At 36.1% G+C, this 20415-nt stretch carries 17 protein-coding genes; 11 read left to right on the plus strand and 6 right to left on the minus strand.

The genetic code is table 11. The features are described from left to right. Positions 1-218 precede the first annotated feature (218 nt). From EL165_RS22400 to EL165_RS25970, 3 genes are all read left to right on the plus strand, one after another. Entirely contained in the window at positions 219-977 is a 759-nt protein-coding gene (locus EL165_RS22400; RefSeq protein ID WP_002981461.1) for a helix-turn-helix domain-containing protein, read from the plus strand. Between the two features lie 130 nt (positions 978-1107). Further along, positions 1108-2646: a MauE/DoxX family redox-associated membrane protein gene (locus EL165_RS22405; protein ID WP_185097071.1), complete on the plus strand. Its 1539-nt coding sequence runs from the start codon at positions 1108-1110 to the stop codon at positions 2644-2646. A 91-nt stretch (positions 2647-2737) separates the two neighbouring features. Then, entirely contained in the window at positions 2738-2953 is a 216-nt protein-coding gene (locus tag EL165_RS25970) for a hypothetical protein (protein WP_164720349.1), read from the plus strand. Between the two features lie 13 nt (positions 2954-2966). Here the strand turns inward: EL165_RS25970 and EL165_RS22410 are convergent, their stop codons facing one another. From EL165_RS22410 to EL165_RS22430, 5 genes are all read right to left on the minus strand, one after another. Beyond that, positions 2967-5474 (minus strand): alpha/beta hydrolase family protein, encoded by a 2508-nt coding sequence (locus EL165_RS22410; protein WP_002981453.1) that lies wholly within the window; start codon positions 5472-5474, stop codon positions 2967-2969. Between the two features lie 2 nt (positions 5475-5476). After that, entirely contained in the window at positions 5477-6838 is a 1362-nt protein-coding gene (locus EL165_RS22415) for a RagB/SusD family nutrient uptake outer membrane protein (protein WP_002981452.1), read from the minus strand. An 11-nt stretch (positions 6839-6849) separates the two neighbouring features. After that, complete coding sequence (locus tag EL165_RS22420; protein WP_041461555.1) at positions 6850-9942, minus strand: SusC/RagA family TonB-linked outer membrane protein; 3093 nt, start codon at positions 9940-9942, stop codon at positions 6850-6852. A gap of 157 nt (positions 9943-10099) precedes the next feature. Next, positions 10100-10996, minus strand: coding sequence for a FecR family protein (locus EL165_RS22425; protein WP_002981448.1), 897 nt, complete (start codon positions 10994-10996; stop codon positions 10100-10102). A gap of 94 nt (positions 10997-11090) precedes the next feature. Further along, positions 11091-11615 (minus strand): sigma-70 family RNA polymerase sigma factor, encoded by a 525-nt coding sequence (locus EL165_RS22430; protein ID WP_002981445.1) that lies wholly within the window; start codon positions 11613-11615, stop codon positions 11091-11093. A gap of 625 nt (positions 11616-12240) precedes the next feature. Between EL165_RS22430 and EL165_RS22435 the strand changes: the two genes are divergently transcribed. The 7 genes from EL165_RS22435 to EL165_RS22465 all read left to right on the plus strand — a co-directional run bounded on the left by EL165_RS22435 (position 12241) and on the right by EL165_RS22465 (position 18353). After that, positions 12241-13638: a hypothetical protein gene (locus EL165_RS22435; RefSeq protein WP_002981444.1), complete on the plus strand. Its 1398-nt coding sequence runs from the start codon at positions 12241-12243 to the stop codon at positions 13636-13638. 28 nt (positions 13639-13666) lie between these two features. After that, complete coding sequence (locus tag EL165_RS22440; protein ID WP_041461553.1) at positions 13667-14758, plus strand: putative toxin; 1092 nt, start codon at positions 13667-13669, stop codon at positions 14756-14758. Between the two features lie 23 nt (positions 14759-14781). Then, entirely contained in the window at positions 14782-15138 is a 357-nt protein-coding gene (locus tag EL165_RS22445; protein ID WP_002981440.1) for a hypothetical protein, read from the plus strand. 10 nt (positions 15139-15148) lie between these two features. Further along, positions 15149-16126, plus strand: a complete 978-nt coding sequence (locus tag EL165_RS22450; protein WP_002981438.1) for a hypothetical protein — start codon at positions 15149-15151, stop codon at positions 16124-16126. Positions 16127-16189: 63 nt separating this feature from the next. Further along, on the plus strand, positions 16190-16699 hold the full coding sequence (locus tag EL165_RS22455) for a hypothetical protein (protein ID WP_002981436.1): 510 nt from the start codon (positions 16190-16192) through the stop codon (positions 16697-16699). A gap of 280 nt (positions 16700-16979) precedes the next feature. Further along, positions 16980-17300, plus strand: coding sequence for a hypothetical protein (locus EL165_RS22460; RefSeq protein WP_126358699.1), 321 nt, complete (start codon positions 16980-16982; stop codon positions 17298-17300). A 27-nt stretch (positions 17301-17327) separates the two neighbouring features. Further along, entirely contained in the window at positions 17328-18353 is a 1026-nt protein-coding gene (locus EL165_RS22465; protein WP_002981432.1) for a tetratricopeptide repeat protein, read from the plus strand. Positions 18354-18401: 48 nt separating this feature from the next. On the opposite strand, the gene EL165_RS22470 is transcribed toward EL165_RS22465, so the two are convergent. Beyond that, on the minus strand, positions 18402-19181 hold the full coding sequence (locus EL165_RS22470) for an XRE family transcriptional regulator (protein ID WP_228370550.1): 780 nt from the start codon (positions 19179-19181) through the stop codon (positions 18402-18404). A gap of 79 nt (positions 19182-19260) precedes the next feature. Here EL165_RS22470 and dinB point away from each other — a divergent pair, with 79 nt between their 5' ends. Then, positions 19261-20409, plus strand: a complete 1149-nt coding sequence (gene dinB / locus EL165_RS22475; RefSeq protein WP_002981428.1) for a DNA polymerase IV — start codon at positions 19261-19263, stop codon at positions 20407-20409. Positions 20410-20415 lie beyond the last annotated feature (6 nt).

Consider the following 20415-nt stretch of genomic DNA (forward strand, 5'->3'; position numbering starts at 1 on the left):
TGCTCGTTAGGACAGCCAATGGCTGTCCTTTTTTGTTACAATTAATTAGTAAATGTATGCGCGAGAAAGTAAGATGATTTTTTTACATGGAAATATTTCTTTATTAGGGTAAAAATGTTAGATTTATATAAACTATAGACCATAAATTACACTATACGGAAACTTATTTTTGCTATCCCTGAGATCGGTCTAATTTTGATGTCAACTTATAGATTGTGATGAATTTTTATATTGTTTCATTATTGGACGCTATGGCGGAGCAAAACTTATCTATATTTTGCGATCTTAATTTCGTAAAATCTGCTGGATTTTTCTCAGACCTACATGAAATTTCCAATCGTTTCAAAGTGGTTACAGATTTTTATTTCTCCTTTTTAAAAAAACTAAATTTTATATCGAACGAAGCTTCTATTGCAAATCATTTGGGTTATTATAATTTTACAGAGCCTAATATATATGAGCGGCCAGTAAACGAAATCTTGCGCGCCCTTAGTCATAAAAAACTGCTGTTTAAAGATGTAATACCAGTTCAAACAAGATATACAGATAAGGATAATATGCATTTAGTTGTAGGTTTATACCGGATAGAGAATATTAAGAAAAGCTTTTTGCACATAGTAGATTTATGCCTACCTAAAAGCGAAATAAAAAATATCCCATCTGAGGTAACCTATGTTAAGGACTTACTTGATTCTTACATTTCTGATGAAAAGCAGACATTGAGAACATTTATAGAAAAAAAAGGATATAATTACAATCATTTCCAACGGGACTGCAAAGTATGTTTTGGGGATTCCTTTTATAGCTTCTGGTTAAAAAAGAAGATGATAGAGGCTGTTCAGGATATTGTTTTCACGAAGATGAGCTTAAAGCAGGTTGCATTCAAAAATAGATTTCTTGACTATCAGAATATGTACAAGGCTTTCATTCGTCACGGAATTGGTTTGACAACAATTCCTCGATTAGCTAATTTATAATATTTTAAGTTACTATTGTACATACTTTTGTTGCATATTGGTATAAGTTTATTACATATTGGTATATAATTGTTAATATTGTCAATATATAATTTTACCCTAATAGCGAAATTTGTCATAATCAATGCCAATGATTATGATAGGCTTCGTAAAAAAATATTTTGTAAAAACGGTCAGCATTCTTTTGGCCTTACTTTTTGTATATGCTGCTGGAAGTAAGTTACTCGACTTTGAGAATTTTCAGGTGCAGCTTGCTCAATCCCCTTTATTAAGTGCGTATGCCGGTGTAGTCTCTTATAGCATCATAACCATTGAATTCATTGTAGCGATTTTGCTCTGTTTGCAAAATACTCGTTTATTGGGACTGTATCTATCGCTCGGCTTAATGGCCGCTTTTACAATTTACATTTATATTATCCTTACTTATAGTGAATTTGTCCCCTGCAGCTGCGGGGGAATTCTAGAAAAAATGGGATGGACAGGGCATCTGATCTTTAATATTTGCGTTGTTATATTAACTGCTGTTGCAATTTTCCTATTGGAGAGAAACAGGGAAACAATGATTACCAGAATATTATCCTTTTCGGCAGGAACAGTAATTGTCAGTTGTCTTGTTGTCGTTATGATGTTTCTTTCCTCGGAAAATATTATTAAAAAGGAAAATAACTTTACACGTCGTTTTTTGCAGCATCCAATTTTTGAAGATAAGGTTTATAATCTTGGCGTTAACTCCTATTATTTTGCGGGGATCACAAATGGTAAAATTTATCTTGGCAATTTGACGACACCATTATTTATCACTGAGATCGATACCGGGTTTGCTGCTATGCGCCGTACAAAGATTACTTTGGATAATTTAGATCATACCTTTAGAAATGTGCAGCTTAAGGTCAAGTATCCTTATTATTATTTGTTTGATGGAAATGTTCCGGTTATCTATAGAGGTAAACTGGGCGATTCAACAGCAAATACTATAAGCAATGGTGATGCATATTTCAATCAGCTAATTGTACTAGATTCGATGAAGTTCGGAATTCGTACGCAAAAACGTTCTGACAATCATTATACTTTTGCCTCTCTTGACCTTAATGGAGATCCAAAGTTATCTCTTAAGACTGAAATTTTAAAAAAGCAGATAGATGGTGTCTTTGATGTGGATGGGTCATTGAATTACGATCCTGTAAATGATAAAATTGTTTACACTTACTTTTATCGGAACCAGTTCATTGTGATGGATGGCGATTTAAGCGTTAAAAATAGGTTTAACACTATTGATACAACAAGCCGAGCTAATATCTCAGTAATCAGACTTTCCGATGGACGCAACAAGATGAATGCTCCATCGGTGAGTGTAAACAAAAGTTTTGCGCTATACGGTGGCTTAATCTTTAACCGTTCTAATCTTAAAGGGAAGCATGAACCATCAAGTTCATGGAAGAATTCATCTATTATTGATGTTTACAGTACAGACGAGCAACATTATATCGGAAGTTTTTATATACGCAATAGAGAAGGTAAATCTATGTCATCTATGATCTGTGACGGACATTATTTATATGTACTTATCGGTAACGAGCTACAGCGTTATAGGATTAGAGACGGAGCTTTTAAATTTAACATTCAACGAAACCAGTGGTTCAAGGAGGCACTGGCGGATAGGGATATATAGGGAATTGCCGAAAACCCTGAATAGATTAGGCAGTAACCAATTAAATTATGATAGCATGAAAAAATTGTTATTACCTGGTCTTATTGTAGCAATGGGACTAGGGGGGGCTTATGCTAGCAGTACAATGAAGACCGCAATGCCAACCTACCGTATCAACGGAAGCCATTGTGATGTCGTTCAACAGGAATGTAATGAGCAACCTGGTGAAGTTTGTACCTGGAATGAGGATTCGTCTTCTCAGCTGTACAAGTTTCGTAGTTCTGATGAAACTACCTGTTCTCAAGAACTCAGTAGAAGTATTCAGTAAAAAAGAAGGATGCCTATAGGGCATCCTTTTTCATTTGTTTATTGATCCAATCGATATCATTTCTACCTTTCAGGAAGTAATCCCACCAGTCCATTACTTTTTCACTCAAATCTCTCTGTTCGGGAGTGTCATTTATAAAAGAGTGTCCGCCGTTTTGGTAGAACAAGGCAATTACATCTTTTTTATAACGTCGAAGACCTGTATAGAATTCCATCGCTTGTGTCCAGGGAACATTCCCGTCCTTTTTACCTGCCCATAAAAGTATAGGAGCATTTACGTTTTTAACACTAAGGATAGGATTATTAGCCAGATATCTTTCCTTATCATCGGCTGGGGTTGTTCCCATCTGATATACGGTATTGTATATGAAATATAGCGGTTTATTCCAGTCAGTACTATATGAATAAAAATTGTTAATAATATCACTTATACCTGCACCGGATATATAAGCGGCAAAACGGTTCGATTTAGTGGCGATGAAATCCGTTTTATAACCGCCATAGGACTGCCCACATAGACCTATCTTTTTTTGGTCAATGTAAGGATTTTTCAACACCACATCCAAAGCATTGTTAACACATTCCAGTGCTGATAAACCTGGGCCTTTTTCCCCCACCGTTGTGTCAGGTAAAAAAACAAAATATCCCTGTTCCAATAATGTCCTGAATTGTAAGCCTTCAGGAAATGTCCTGTTTGGTGAAAGATAAGAATTTGAAAGATGTCTTTGGATATCGTAAATGCGAACTATCATCGGGTATTTCTTTTTCGGGTCAAAGTTGGATGGATAAAACAGGATACCGCTTAGGTTCTTTCCTACGGCAGAATACCTATAAATCTCCTGCTTTATTTTTTTTGCTCCATTGTCTTTAATATCACCATCAAAAAGCAAGGTCTTCTGATTTTTGGTTTTATAGGAAAACAGTGTTGGTGGAAGATTAAAATTCTCTTCCAAGGTATAAAAGGATGTCATTGCGGAATCATAAATCAGCTTATGAATTCTATTTTTTGTCGGGGATATTGTCTCGTAACCTTTCGCCCTTTGTAAGAGGTGATATGATATTACGTTTTCTTCCCTATCGTATATTTCTGCTAAAAATTTGTCTTTAGATAAAAAAGAAAGAGCCGTATAACCATCACTTTCAAGGTTATAATTTTTGATTTTTATCATTTTTCCCACGCCGATCTCCAACGCTTTTAATTTTTTATGATGTATTTTAAAGTCCCACAGATCATCAGGGCTTTCAAAATAAATATGATCTGATTTCTGTGAGAACACGGGCTGTTCCAACCCCGTCTTTTCAATTACGGTTTCTTTTTCTCCATTTGAGTTATATAACGACCATTTTATGCCATCGTGGCTGGCTAAAAACCATTTGCCGTCAGAAGATACGTAGACTGAATGGTTAAGTAGTTGCGGCCATTCTCTTCCCATTTTCCGTACCAGTTTAATATCTCCAATATCAGTATAAGAATTTAATTTTAGGTCGTAAATCTGGGCGGCATTTAGTTCCGGTTCACTGGTAATGAAATTGTGTCCCCTTCGTGGAGCATAGGTCAAGAAATAGCGGTCATTGTTGATCGAATTAATTTCAATATTATCGGGTACAGGGATTTTCTGCAGTTTATTTCTTTTAGGGTGCCAGATCCAAAAACTTCGTTTAGAAAACATTTTAAAATGTTCGTTTATGTAGGGGTCGTTTCCATGCCATATTTCCACAAGAGAATCCCTGTGTTGTTCAGCAGCAACGCGTGAGCTGATCAGATAAGAATTGCCGTCCTGTATTGCAGAAAACTTGATCACTGCATTTTTTGGTATATCTAGTCTCAATATTTTCTTACTGTAGTATCCGGTTTCCAAAAATGTTAACCTATCGTGTTCATTATCCGATGTTGCCTCTGTTATTAGAAGTTGTGTTGGGGTTTCGGCCAGTGATATTTTCCTTATTTTATTAACCGTTTGGTAAATAACCTTATGCAATGAACCCGTTATTTCTATTATTTCGGATTTACCATCATATTGTTTGCTTAAATATATTGTGTTTTTAGAATCGGTGGCAGCAAGATTATCTACTTTTGATATTTCAAGAAGCTGCTTTCCCGAAATATCATAGAACCTGAGATGATGGTCATTGAATAACAATCCATAGCTATTTTGTTGTTCTAGGACATAAAAGTCAATTACATTTTCAAAGTTTAGTAACTTACCCGTAATAAGATTGAGAAATACAACTTTATTTCCCTGTCTTCCCAATACGCCTTCATCATTTAGGAATGTAATCTGTGAATTCATTATCCTATATACTTTTTGTGCATGGTCTTTCGTATTAACGAGAAAAACACTGTCTCCGTTCTTTTTGCTTAATTTTCTGATTCCAATCCAGTTCGAACTTTTTGATTGAACTACAAAATCTGACAGAGTAGCAAATTTTGCTCTCCAATTGGATAAGGTGTCTTGCTGTTTTTGCGCAGATATCACGAGATATCCTACAAGTAACAAAACTAATTGCAGTATATTTTTCATTATCAATACCCAGGATTTTGTGGTTTAAGATTATCGTTTAGTAGAATTTCTTTTTGGGGAATTGGCCATAGTTTATGTATGTCCTTCCAGTTGGGCTTTGTTGTTTGAAGGTTATTAAGCTTTCCCATTCTTTTTAAGTCGATGAATCTGTGTCCCACCTCAGTAAAAAATTCTCTTTTATTTTCTATCAGAATTTCATCCAGTAGGGCACTTTTTGTAATGGATGATGTCAGGAGATTTAGCTGTGCACGCTGTCTTGTCGCATTTACATAAGGCAATGCTTCTACAATCTTGTCCTGTTGTGTCAACGCCTCTGCCAATAGTAAAAACACTTCTTCCAATCTGAATATAATGGAGTATTCTGTTAGGTTGTTGCCTCCACGGTTTTTATATTTCTCCGCTCGATAGTATGTTACTCCATTGAAGACTACAGGTGCAATCCATTTCTGTTTACGTAAATCGTCATTTGAAAATGAATTGATCAGCGCATTTGTTAGGGCATAGCTTGAAGGTGCCGAATTATTAAAATAATAAATTCCAGCTTGTGGTAATGATAGATTATTGTTTGGTTTAAGTTGCCAAATGATATGTTTGCCAGTTTTCTGAAAGACTTTGGTAATGTCAGGCTCTATTTGATATAGTCCACTTTGTGCAATTTCCTTCAATATGTTTTCTGTCTTATTCCAATCCTGTTTTGCCATATAAACTTTTGCCAGGAGCAATCTTGCTGCTAACCTGTTCGGATAAATACGCTCTGAATTTCTATAGTCATTTTCAAGTAGAGACGATACTTTTAGCAGATCTTTTTCGAGATTTGAAAGTACTTGCGCAAAATTTGTTTTATTTATGGTATTATTGATCATGTAATCAGTTGATTCGGGGTATGGGATGTCACCGTAAAGCTGGCTGAGATAAAACAACATGATTGATCTTACAAACAATGCCTCCCCACTCAGATATCTTTTGTCTGATGCAGAAATTCCTGTTGAAGCAGTAACCCCTTCCATAATAGAATTGGCAGAATAAATATGTTTATAAGCCGTTGCCCAGACATTATATACAATACTATTGGTATCTATCTGTTGGTTAAGGAAAAGATCCCTGCTGTCTGAGGAAACGGTGGTGAAGTTATCCAATTCATCAGTATAAGCGCTTAGATAGGTTTCGAGATCTCCACCTGCTATTGGTGAACTTTTCATGGCATCAGCATAGAGGGCAGCTAATGCTGCATTGGCAGTTTGCACGTCCTTAAAGACAGTTTCCTTATCAATTTGATCATTGGGGATATTTACTTCGATCATTTTTTCGCATGAAGTAATTGCAAGGCTCACAATAATTAATATAATAAAATGTATAGTTTTCATTTTTATAAATTTTAGAGGTTAAATTGGATACCAAAGGAATATGTTCTTAATGGTGGAAGAAAACCTAGCGATGAAGATTCTGGATCAACTCCGAAGAATTTCGTCCATGTGAAGAGATTCTGCCCCTGAAAGTAAATCTTAACATCTTTAAAAGGTCCGCTTTTTAATGGAATTCTATATCCGAGTTGTACATTTTTTAAACGGATGAAGGAAGCATCCGTATATGCCGCAGTACTTGAGCGAAGTAGATTATGACTACTCGTATTGACAGTACTATAAGGCATGAAAGTACCATTTGGATTTTCGGGTGACCAGACATCAAGTACCTGTACTGGTTGGTTATTCATTGTTCCGGGCATGGTCATTATACCGATATAATTCCGTGCTTTCTTTTTTACAAACTGGAAAAGAAAGGAAAGATCCCAGTTTTTATATTGTAACGTATTGGTCCAACCTCCAAAATATTTTACACTTATATCTTCAATAACCTGTCGGTCTTCTGGTGTGGTTATTTTCCCGTCACCATTAAAGTCTGTAAACTGGTATTGGCCCGTTTGGGGATTAACTCCAAGTAATTGATACAGTCGTACAATATTTGTTGGTTGTCCTATAATATATTGGTTGGCATAAGTTGATCCGGCTAAACCTGGAAATGAGATTAATCTATTTCTCGGGAAGCTGATATTGAAGGCGGATTCCCATTGCAGGTTCTTTCCAACTATAGGTCGCCCTGATAACTCAAATTCCCAGCCTGTATTTTCGATTGTTGCTGCAAGGTTTGCAATTACACTGTTAAATCCCGTAACTGCTGAAAGCTGATATCCAACCAATTGGTTGGAAGATCGATTCCTGTACCATGCGGTGGTGAGATTTATCCGGTTTTTTAAAAGGCCCAGTTCCAGCGCTGCTTCCATTTTACGGGTGATCTCCCAACTATAATCTGGATTATAAAGACGCGAAGGAGCAACTCCAGTAGCATTATTATAGATTAATGTAGAGTTGACGGTATAGTTATCAAGATACTGAAAATCACCGATATTGTCATTTCCTGAAGAACCGTAGCTTCCCCTGAGTTTTCCAAAGCTTAACCAATTAATACCATTTAGAAAAGCTTCGTTTGAGAAAAGCCAGGCTACTCCTACGGCCCCGAAATTTGCGAAACGATTATTTGGCCCGAATCGACTGCTCCCATCCCTTCTTCCAGTTAAATTTACAATATACCTGTTCTCAAACTGGTAATTGAGTCTGCCAAATAAAGCCGCATACCGATATTCAATATTGGAATCTTCTAAGGTCATGACAGACTTAGCAGCCCCAATATTTGTAATGAACTGATTGCTTTCAAAGCCTATTCCTAACCTCTCATCTGCATTTCTCCTGCTTGTTTGGAAGCTACCACCGATTAGTGCATCTAGCTGGTGTCGTCCCCATTTTTTTAACCAATTTAATTGAGGTTCTGCTATAAAGGAAAATAATTGCTGCGATTTTTTGTCTGCCTGAGAGCTTGAACTTGACATACCCGTTGCTAAATAAGGGCTATAAACGGTATTTGGTGTCAGTGAAAGTTCATTGACAGCAGTATAATTAAGTCCGGCATTCAATTTAACCTTAAGATCCTTTAATATGCGATACTCTGCATTCAAGTTGGTTTGGAACAATTTTGTGTCGTTATCATAAGAAGCATTATACGCCGCCAATGGGTTTGTGAAAGTATTGTTCTGCCAGTTTAGGCCGCCATCTTGCATGTAAAGCTGAGGTGTAATAGGAGCTAACATATATGCATTTCTTGTCATGTCCGTTCTTACCAGATTATTTTTCTGTTGGCTAAACATGTTGGAAACACTGATGGAAAGTTTATTGTCAGCAGAACGGTGTGAAATGTTGGAATTAAAAGTATTGCTGCTGTACTTAAAACCCTGCCCAAAAACAGTAGTCTGTTCATTATGTCCGAGGCTCAGCATAAAGTTTGTTGTCTGATTACCGCCGCTTAATGAAAGCTGGGTATTACTTAGCGTTGCTTTTTTTCCGATCAGGGTTTTTATCCAGTCTGTCTCATGTTCCTGATCCCAAGTGCCATTGATATCATATGCGTTGGCAGGGTAAGCTGAAATACCATCGTTTGCGTAGGCGTCCCTGCGCATTTGTAGGTATTGATCCTTATTTAGAAGCTTGAGATTAGATATTGCTTCACTAATCCCATAATTTGAGGAAAGATTTACACGTATTCTTCCTGTCTTCCCTTTTTTTGTTGTTATCAATATTACTCCGTTCGAACCCCTAGAACCATAAATAGCAGTGGCATCGGCATCCTTTAAAACCTCTATGCTTTCAATATCGTTGGGATTAATACTGTTTAAAGGGTTTATAGTTCCATTAGGCATGGTTACGGATGATATTTGGGAAGATGGAATCTCGCTGATGGGTACACCGTCAACAACATATAAAGGGATATTTCCATTAGGCGTTGTAAAAGATCCGGTACGTAAACTGTTCTGTCCCCTGATCTGAATTTCAAATCCTCCGCCGGGAACACCACTGTTTTGGGCTACATTGACACCTGCCATGCGTCCTTGTATTGTGGATAATACATTAGTGACAGGCTGATTTTCTATATCTTTTGCGGATACTTTAGCAATACTTCCTGTTCGCTTTTTGTCGGATACCCTATAGTATCCGGCGTTAAGGGTTATTTCATCAATGGTATGAATATCAGATGATTCGCTTATGGTATCCTTTTTTGCGATTGATATTGCAGATAACTCTGTGTTAGAAGCTTTCGATTTGATTTTTTTTGGTCTAATTATAACACTGTTATTGTCAATTAAAGTTTCTACTGGAATATCTTTCAAAATTTTATTCAGACAGTCTAATACCGGTTCGTTTTTACATTTGGTGGACTGAACAGTGTAACCCTCAAGATCATCACTCGAATAGATATGATCTTTTACATTTTCGGAGAGGAATTTTTCGACTGCTTGTGAAGCAGTTGTTTTTCCGGTTTCAAAATTTACCCTCTTTGTTGAGAGTTTTTCCTGAGCATAGAGCCCTTGGCAGGTTATTGATAGTATTAGGATCAATAGTACTGCGCTGCAAACTTTTTTCATTATTTTTGCATAGTATTTATAATTAATAATGGATCGAACAGTTATTGGTTGAATACGCGGCCGACGGTTGCACCCGTCGGTCTTTTTTATTTTATTCATCCAGGTCAGTTTGTTTTAGGAGTAGGGGATCAGTGCAGAAGTATGGACTAACCAAAGTCTATTCTTCCAATTGAAATGTTTTATCATTTATTTTTTTTGAATTTAGGTTTAGCTTTAGGGAGATCAGTCTTATCATATCCGCTGCAGTGGCTTTTTCTTTTGTAGCACTAAGTTTTGAATTTGAAGCGGTAGAAGGGTACTGAATTTTTACGCCGTAGGTATCTTCTAAAATTTTTATGGCATCCATAAGCTTTAAATCCGTAAACGAGATTGTCGCTGTATTGTTCTTTAGCGTTGTATCAGTAGTTTTGGTGGCAACAATGGTTGCAACATCCTTTGAGCCGAAGTTGGAAAATGTCTGTTTGGGTTTAATTACAAAGGTTTCTGTCGGTTTTTCCGCTTTTATAACCTGAACTTTGCCCTCGTAAAGATCTACGTTAAACCGTTGATGGTCCTGTGTGATTTTAAAAATTGTACCCAAAACCTTGGTTTGGTAAGATCCTGCGTGAACGATGAAGGGATGTATTTTTGATTTGGTCACATTAAAAACTGCGTCACCTTCAAGGATTACTTCTCTTGTATCAGCTGGAAAGGACTTTTCAACGGTCAATTTTGCGCCTTTGGACAGCGTTACGCTGGAACCATCTTTTAGGGTAAATGTCAAAACATGCTGATCAGCCTGATAAACATCTGGAAGGTACAAAGAGCGGTATGAAATTACGCTACCGATTAACAACAGTACGGCAGCAACCATCAGGGAAGTATATCGAAGAGTTTTTATCCTTCTTTTTTTTGCTTGGTGAGCTTCTATTCTGGCGTAAAGTTTTTGATGGAACTCTCTTTTTTCCTGCTCTGTCGGAGTTTCCAGCTCGGCGTCTCTTTTATTTCCGAGCTCATTCCATAATTCTTTTGCTTCATCAAAAGAAAGCTGATCGGGCTGTTTTCTCTTGTCCATAATAAAAGGGCTTTATTATGTATACCTGAAAGTAGCTGCAATAGCCCCCCCTAAAAATTGAATTTTAACTAAAATTAAGAAGTTTTAACGCAATTTAACTATGATTTTGGTGTTCACGCAAGAAAAGCATTGCTTTTGAGATCTGTTTTTTTACAGCTTTGGATGATAGATTGAGATTATTGGCAATTGTTTCCTGTGTCATGCCCTCAAATTTATTCATGGTGAATATTTTCTTTCGTGTTGCAGGTAGCAGTTCAATATTTATCCTTAAAAGTTCAAGCTCTTTTTCTTCTTCAAGAATTGCCTGTAATCGGTCAGATGAATCATCGGATAAATGAAGGTCAGCGACTTCTATTGTGTAAGGAATTTTTTTCTGTTGTACGGAGAAATTTGAAATTTCCTGAATGCAGGTTTTTATAATGACGCTTTCCGCATTCTGTTCTGATAATGATTTTCGATAATTCCATAAATGGAAAAAAATATTCTGTAATATATCGAAGACATCATCACGATCTTTCACTTTTCGGGAGACCATCGCGAACATACGGTTCCAATATGTCTCATAAATTTTCTGAAACATAACATCGTAACTATTCTTATTGCTTGAGAATAATGGCATTTTTGGTTTATTTAGGATAATTCGCAGTACACAAATTTAAGTATATTTTATTAAAAATGTTTATTTTAGCAATATATTTGTATGTTTATGGTATAAAAATTAAAGGATATTATACTAAATAGTAGTATATACCGATTATAATTCAATTTTAAATTTTATATCATATTTTAGTGATAATAATTTTCGTTTGTAAAAATATTTATATATTAGCACCCTAATTTTATCGGAAAAAAAAGCGTAAGCTGTCAAATTTGGATGAGAGAAACTGCGAACTTCTAAAAAAACCAAAAATATTGACAGACTTACGCCTGTGTCTCAAAATATGGGCATGGGCTAGGTCGTCTATTTTGGTTTTGGGTTCTTCGCAGTACCTTCTCTAGCAATAGCACCTTGTTCCATGCCTTTTGTATTTACCCAAGAATACTTGAGTGCAAAGCCGTAATAATTTAGATTATGATACGACAGGTTTTGACGTTTTGACAGTTTAGTTTCGCTTTTAAATCATTGATAATAAATAGCTGGCCTGAGAATTTAATTCAAATTTCCGTGAAAATACGGAAGCCAGACTATTAAAAATAAAATATATTGCGAAGCCAAAATTAACCTTGAAAAACACACCTGTGAGATGAGACAAATATTATTATTTAGCTTGTTTTTATGCTATCATTACATATATGGACAGATTCCAAATCTGCCGCAAAGACCAGGTGTTTCCAATCTTTACAGTGTACCTGAAAGTCTGAATAATCAACCCAGCCATAGACCAAACTCTCCAAATATTAATGCGACTTCAAATTATTATAAAAAGGTTACACCTCGAGATGATCAGGATGAGATCAATAAAGAGGTAGATCGTCAAATGGCAATGATCAGGGAAGAATCGTATGTGAAAAATTATATGCTTACTTCTTTATCCGATAGAAAAGGAACGGATTCCTATTACAGGGCTTTTGATAACTTAATGAAGTTCGACCCTGAAAGCTACTCCATTACAGACGCTGTTTTTCTGGTTGAAAATGCATACAACAACAATGACCGTAATTTTCAGTCAGCATATCAAACGCAGATTCAGAAAGCTACTAACATGATCAGGCAACAGATGAAAAGGAGTGCAATAGATGATTCTGATAATGTGGCCAAGAATCTTGCAATATTCAAATACTTTGCGCAGGATACAAAGCAGAATGGAAAAGTTATCCATAATGCAATCAAATATGACTTTGAAGACTATATGGGTGCCAAGGATTACAGTAAGATGTTTGTTTCCAAATTGATGACAACAAATACTGGGCAGTGTCATTCCATGCCACTTTTGTATTTGATGTTAGCAGAACAGATTGGTGCAGAGGCCTTTCTTGTTGTGTCACCCAATCATTCTTATATACGCTTTAAAGATGGGGACGGCGAAGTTCTTAGTGTTGAGCTTACCAATGGAATGTTTTCTGCAAACTCTTTTGTGTTGAATTCCGGATATATTAAAGCTGAAGCTCTAAAGAACAAGCTTTATATGCAGAACCTATCAAAGAGAGAAGTCCTCTCACAGACTTATGTTGACCTTGCCAGTGGATATATACATAAGTTTGGCTATGATGAGTTTGTTGCAAAAGTTTTAGGAAAAGCACTGGAGCTCAATCAAAATAATATAAATGCGACATTATGGAAAAGCAACACCGATCAGATGCGTTTTATGCAGGCCTGTAACCGCGTTAATATTGACCCTGAAAATAAGGAACAGTTGCAAAAGATCAGGAATTATCCTCCGCTGGAAAACCAATTTCTGGAAATAAAGGCTGGATTTGATTACATAGACCAGTCAGGTTTTGCCCAAATGCCTGCGGAACAATATGAACAATGGCTGGGTTCTCTAAAAACGACGGAGAATAAGCAAAAGAGTGAGGAGATTGCAGAACGTTTGAGGATATTGAATGCACAAAAACAAAGGGAAGCTGCAAAAAAAATAAAACCTATCGTCCCTAAGAAGGAAACTCCAAAAGTATATGCAATTCCAAAGGAATTTTTATAACCAGATAATTCAAAATACAACTACAATAATGAGAAAGATTTTATTTTTTGTTTTACTGTTTTTTATTGGCTTTAGCCAGGGACAGGTAAAACAAAACAAAAAGATAAGCAACAAAAAGGAATGGGTAAATCCTGTCAGACTGACAAGGGAAGAACGTTCTCGTCCCTACATGGATGAGGTTTTAAAGACCAGGGATAGCTTAAGCCCTACGGAAGCTGAGAGGAGGCGAAAAAACATTGAGGCGGGAAACCCATTCAAAAAGTACGGGTACTATCCGAAAGTAGCCACGTTAAGCAAAGGAAAGTATCTGGAATTCCACGATCAGGATAGCATAGTCACAATCGGATCGGTAAGGTTTAATGTGAAAAAAGGTGAAATCGTTAATTTTATTGAAATAGACCTTGATGATCCGGACGCACAACCGATCGGAGATACACACGGCAGGTGGATCAGTCCAGATCCTTTAAGTGAGGAATTTCCAAGTTGGAGTCCCTATAGCATGTCGTTCAATAACCCTGTAAGATTTAAAGATCCCACAGGTTTAGCACCAGAAGACGCTACCGAATGTTGTTGGTGGTTTCGTCTAATGCCATTATTTGAAGAATCTTCAATAAAACCAAACTTAATTGAAACAGTTACGAAGACTGGTGAAGTCGGAACCAAGCAAAGTGAAGCCGTAACAAAAGCTCAGCAAGAACATTTCAATTTTGGTAGATATGTTGAAGAAAAACAGCTTGCCGAAATGGGAAAAGAGAAAAATACCAAAACCTATGAATACACCGATCCTAAGACTGGAAAGACAGGAAAAACTATTCCAGACGCAATGACAGAAGAAGGAGGAACAGTGGAAATAAAGCACGTTGCCAAACAATCTTTTACCAAACAGCTTAGGGGTCAGCAGGAAATTTCAAAAGCAAGTGGGCAGGAAGCAATTTTGAAAATTAATGAATCTGCAAAATTAAGCGAACCCCTTAAAAATTCCGGCATTAATATTCAACGATATACGCCTCCGGCGAAGCCTAAAATTGATAACCTTAGAGTTACACCTGCTCCGGCCCCAAAACTAATTCCTGTGCCAAAACCTAAAGATCCTTGTGCTGGTGTACCAGGTTGCACATAATTCCAATTTTATTATATTTAAAGATGACAAATGTTCAAATATTGCTTAGCGCTATTAAGGAGCAAGCAGAAAAATTTTTATCAGAAAGCGGAGAATTTGCCCCTTATGCTACCTATGTCAGAGCAAATGGTGACCTAGCTTATATCTCTGCTTATTCGGAATCAACTGATTCAAAAGAAATGTATGATATTTTGTTGGCTGGAGCATATGATGATTTAAAAGATGGGGATGTTCGGGTTTATGCTATTGCTCAGGACGGAAAATATCAAGGTAAGGATGTATTGGTTGTGGATTTAATACTTTCACCTGAAAGCAGATTTCAGCAAATATATCCCTATACTATCGATGGTAAAAAAGTGAAATTTGGGGAAATGATCTAAATTCAGATTTATGACGGACAATCCATATTTAAAATTTAAAAATGATGACCTGAAGGAATCTAAAGCTTTAGCCGAAGCATTAAATATTTCTGAAAGCGATTTTTTAAAAATTCAAGATTGGTTTGACCAATTACTTCTGTATCATCAAGAATTAACTAATGATAGGGAAGACCAATTGAAAGCAGAAAAGGATTTGGAGATTAACTTCCAGGAACTGATCTCATCAGAAATTGAAAAGAATAGCTATAAGTACATCCTGCCAAAACTGTTGCATTATAATAATGAATTTCATGGAGCTTTTTTAAGGTCTTTATACGTCGCCAGATTGGGAGCTTTGCTCGGAAATATTATCCCAAGTTTTGTGAAGGACAAGATGATTACTTATTCACCGGAAGATTATTTTCATATTACGGTTTATCTTAAGCATAACTATTTTGTTTCACCGAATAGCAACTTTTTGGAAGACATTATAAAAATTGAACAATCCCGAAGTATTTTCAGAAAAGCTACTGTGGAAGCTAAGCTATCAACTTCGAAAAATATATTGGATATTCTAAATCAGAAAACTTTTCACCATGATGTAATCTGTTTTAAAAAGATTTTAAAATTAGTAACAGCAAACGACACTGGATTAATGGATTATCTGAAAAATTATAAAGTGGAAAATAACCAATGCTGTTATAAAATTATTAGTGACGTTCTGAATTTTGCAATATCAGCAGATCTATGGAAAGACTTTGAAATTAAAGTTCAGCTAATTCATTTCTTTGATACATCGAGAGGTGCCAAAACTACATCGAGTTGGTTAACAAAGTTAGATGAACTAAGCATGAGAGTCGGTAGTTCCAAACTTTTACAACTTGCTAAGACAGTTTTGAAAAATGAAAATTGTATAAATCATAAGTTTGAATATGGGGTACAATGGAGCGATGATACTGCAAAAAGATTTTTGAAATCTGCGCAATGGATAAAAGATAGTTTAAAATAAATAATTCTCAAAAATTGATATTGTTAGGTTTTCAAAATAACATTGACAATACCACTATTATTAATGGCTAAAAGAGTAAAAACAGAGATTGGAGATATATTCTCAGTGACATTGGACAATGGAAATAAAAAATATTTTCAATACGTTGCTAATGACCTTAACCAATTAAACAGCGATGTCATTAGATCATTTAAAAGAGAATATCCAGCTGATGAAATTCCTGTTTTTTCCGAACTGTTAGCGGGTGATATTGACTTTCATGCGCATACTATGATCAACATCGGAGTAAAACAAGATTTATTTAAACAGGGAGGAAAAAGCATTGTTTATCCAGCTTTAAACGATGTATTATTCCGCGACACAAATGATTATGGTAAAAAAGTTGGAGAAGAACCAATAAAAGTTTCCGTTAATTGGTTTGTATGGAAAATTAATGATGAGAGTTTCACAAAAGTAGGTAAACTGGAAGGCGAAAATCGAAACGCGGAAATAGGAGTTGTCATACCCCCTTTCGCAATAGTTGATAGAATAAAGACTGGCCATTATAATTTTATTTATCCGGGTTTTGAATAAAAAACGGTGTAATATGAATAAAGTTACGAGTGTTCTTATAATTCTTACAATTCTTACCCTGTAATAAGAAAAGTGATAAACCAAATGTTGATTCATCTAAAGTTGTAGATTATAATGTTATTGTAACGGCAAAATCTGATAATGAGATTGCTATCAAAGAATTATATGCTAAAGCAGTGAATGATCTGTATAAAAATGGGATTGTGAAAGATTCCAAGCACAAATTGGAATTTTACTTTTATTTGAATCTAGTGGACTAAAAATTAAAATGCAGATAGTCATGAAATTAGTTGAAATTATTAAAGCGATCAGAAGAAATACAATTAATGATTTACTCGGTGAAGAATTCAGCGATATAGATTATGAGAAAATAATCCTATATGGAGAGTTCTCGGTGGGAGTTGATACAATATACAGGTTCTTCAAGTCAAAAAGGGGAATGGGAAATATAGTTAAAGATGGTGAAATGACCTACGAACGCCTTTGTTCACTTAAAGATTTAGGCTTTTTGATAGATTATTACCTTTCTCAGTATGATCGAAAGCCAGATGACATACTTGCAATAGATATCATCGATCATTTAGATGATCCAAATTTTTAAATCTGCTCTTTTTTGGGCATCAAAATTATGAAACACTTTTATATCTTTTTATTTTTCTTGGTTGCCGGTTTTGTCAAGTCACAGGAAAATCGATTTTATAATGAAGCATATCTGACTATTGATAATATGCTGAACGATAAACAGAAATATAGTTTTAAGACTGCTGTACTGAGTGTAGAAAATGCATATTATCAGGGAAAGCTAGATACGGTTGAAGTTGACAGAAAAATTAAATTTATGGCCAACTTTTGTAAGACAATCGTTCGCAATCGTGATCTTACCTATAATGAAAGAGATAAGGAGACCGTTAGTAAATATGCAGCAATCTTTTCAGTTATCTGTGAGGAGACACCTATTTTAATCAACCAAGATACTGTTCGTTATAAACCATTCTCTTATGATTTTCAAGACGTTTTCGGGCACAAAGATCTGACAAGTCTTTTTGTTTCAAAACTGGTTACTACGCAGAAAGGAAACTGTAATTCGTTACCTTACTTATATAAAATTCTTGCAGAGGAATTAGGTGTTGAAGCGAATCTTGCATTGGCTCCGAACCATATTTATATTAAACACAATATAAAATCCATCGGTTGGTATAATACAGAGTTAACAAGTGGCATCTTTCCACAGGATGCCTGGTTGATGGCTTCGGGATTTATCCATTTAAATGCTATTGAAAATGGAGTTTATATGAAAGCACTTGACAATCGCGAGAGCCTTGGGTTATGTCTTGTTGATTTGGCAAATGCCTATAAGCGTTCTTTTCCGGATAATGACGGAACCTTTGCAATCAAGTGTGCTGAAAGGGCTCTGCAGATCAGTCCTAATTTAGTAACAGCGTTAATTTTACGGGCTGAAACCCACAAAGAACAATATCAGAAAGTGGAACGTTCTGATCCGAAATCAAAAGAGCTTCTGGCCTCATTAAATAAAGAATACAATCATATCCATAAGATAGGGTATAGAAATATGCCGGAAGGGATGTATTTGGAGTGGCTCGTTTCTTTGAAAACGGAAAGAAAAAAATACGAGGATATTAGGTTGAAAAATTAAATTTTTGTGTGATTGATGGTTTGTGAAAAAGTTAGCTAAAACATTGTTTTAGCTAACTTTGTTTTTAAGTTCACGAACTTCCTGCATCAACTTTATGAGCATCGATTTTATGTCCTCATTTGCAAAATCAATTATTTCCAGTTCTTTACTGGAGAAACTGCCAGCATATTGCCAGGCTTCCCAAAGATCACTAAATGGAATATCATAACTATCATAAAATGTATTGTCCGCTCCGACGGTGATAGAATTATCGTTTATCTTTTCAATACGTTTGAAAGTAAATCCTGATCTAGTTATTAGTACATGGGTTTTACCAATTTTAATATCCTTAATGTTTTCTATGTATTTTCCTACAACGTATGTTCCATCCTTATAAGGTGGCATCGAATCACCTACTACGGGAAATGCCCTATATTTTCCATTATGAAGGAAAGGTAGTGACATTGTTTGCAGGCTATCTATATACTCGGGATCAGCATAACCTGTTAAGTATCCCATTGAAGCTTTGTAAGGTATTATCTCAATTTTATTCTCTCCAACTGAATCGGTTTTGATCGGAAGCAAGATCCTATTATCTGGAAGGTTCAGCATCTCTTGCAGCTTATATTTTCTCAGATCAACAGTTAGCAACAAATCTGTACTGATATGGTAATATCTGGAAATTGCCAATAATACATCCAAGGGCGGAGAGGCTTTTGCAGTCTCATATTTAGCATAAGATACCCTTGTCAAAAACAGTCTATCCGCAAGCTGCTGTTGCGAAAGTTCAGGTATCTGTTGCATCCTTAAATACCTTATGTTATCAGCTAAAATTGATATCGTTGACATTTTGTGAATATTTTTCACAACAAATGTACTGTAATTTGTGAATAATCTTATCAACTTTGCTAAATAATTTAGTAAAAAAATGGAGCGGTCGATTGTACATTTAGATCTGGATACGTTTTTCGTGTCCTGTGAGAGATTGGTAAATTCCGGTTTAAACGGAATTCCACTGATCATTGGTGGTGGGGACAGAGGTGTAGTTTCTTCATGTAGCTATGAGGCACGAACTTTTGGTGTGAGATCAGCAATGCCCATGAAAATGGCGCTGCGCCTTTGCCCTCAGGCGAAGGTTGTCAAAGGTGATATGGAACTATATTCCAGAATGTCCCATACGGTTACTGAGGTTATAGAGGAAAGTGCGCCTGTGATGGAAAAAGCTTCAATCGATGAATTTTATCTCGATCTGACCGGAATGGATAAGTTTTTCGGCGCTTACAAGTGGACAAATGAGCTTGGGGCAAAGATCGAAAAGGAAACAGGTTTACCCATAAGTTATGCGTTATCGACTAACAAAACTGTGAGCAAAATAGGAACTGGCGAATCAAAGCCTCACGGACATCGGGAAATACCATCTTTAGGTGTACAATCTTTCCTAAATCCGCTCTCAATAAAAAAAATGCCGATGGTGGGGAATGCGACTTTTCAATTGTTTTCGAGGGTCGGAATTAGAACCATAGGCACACTTTCGGAAATGCCTGTAGAGATCCTGCAGCAGATGATCGGCAAAAATGGTACAGACTTATGGAAGAAAGCAAACGGTATTGATGAAACTCCTGTCATTCCATATTCTGAAAGGAAATCCATTTCCAAGGAAAGGACATTTAGCAGCGATACAATGGATACCTATGAGGTAAAAGGTCTAATATCAGGAATGGCGGAGCAGCTTGCCCATCAGCTCCGGCAGGAGAAATGGCTGACCTCAACCGTGGTGATCAAGATCAGATACTCAAACTTTGACACCGAATCCAAACAATGCAGGGTGAGTTATACATCCTCTGACCACACCTTAGCGAGAGTTGCACTTGAACTATTTGATAAGATTTACACAAGACGTATGCGGCTCCGTTTGGTTGGTTTGCGATTTACGGACCTTGTTCACGGGAGTTATCAGATGAATATTTTTGAAGATAATGCGGAGCTTATCAGCCTGTATCAGGCGATGGATAATATCAAGAACCGTTTCGGTAAAGATGCGGTTGGACGGGCTGTTGGGTTCAATTTTTTACGTTAGCATTTA

The sequence above is a fragment of the Chryseobacterium gleum genome (assembly GCF_900636535.1).
Lineage (GTDB): Bacteria > Bacteroidota > Bacteroidia > Flavobacteriales > Weeksellaceae > Chryseobacterium > Chryseobacterium gleum.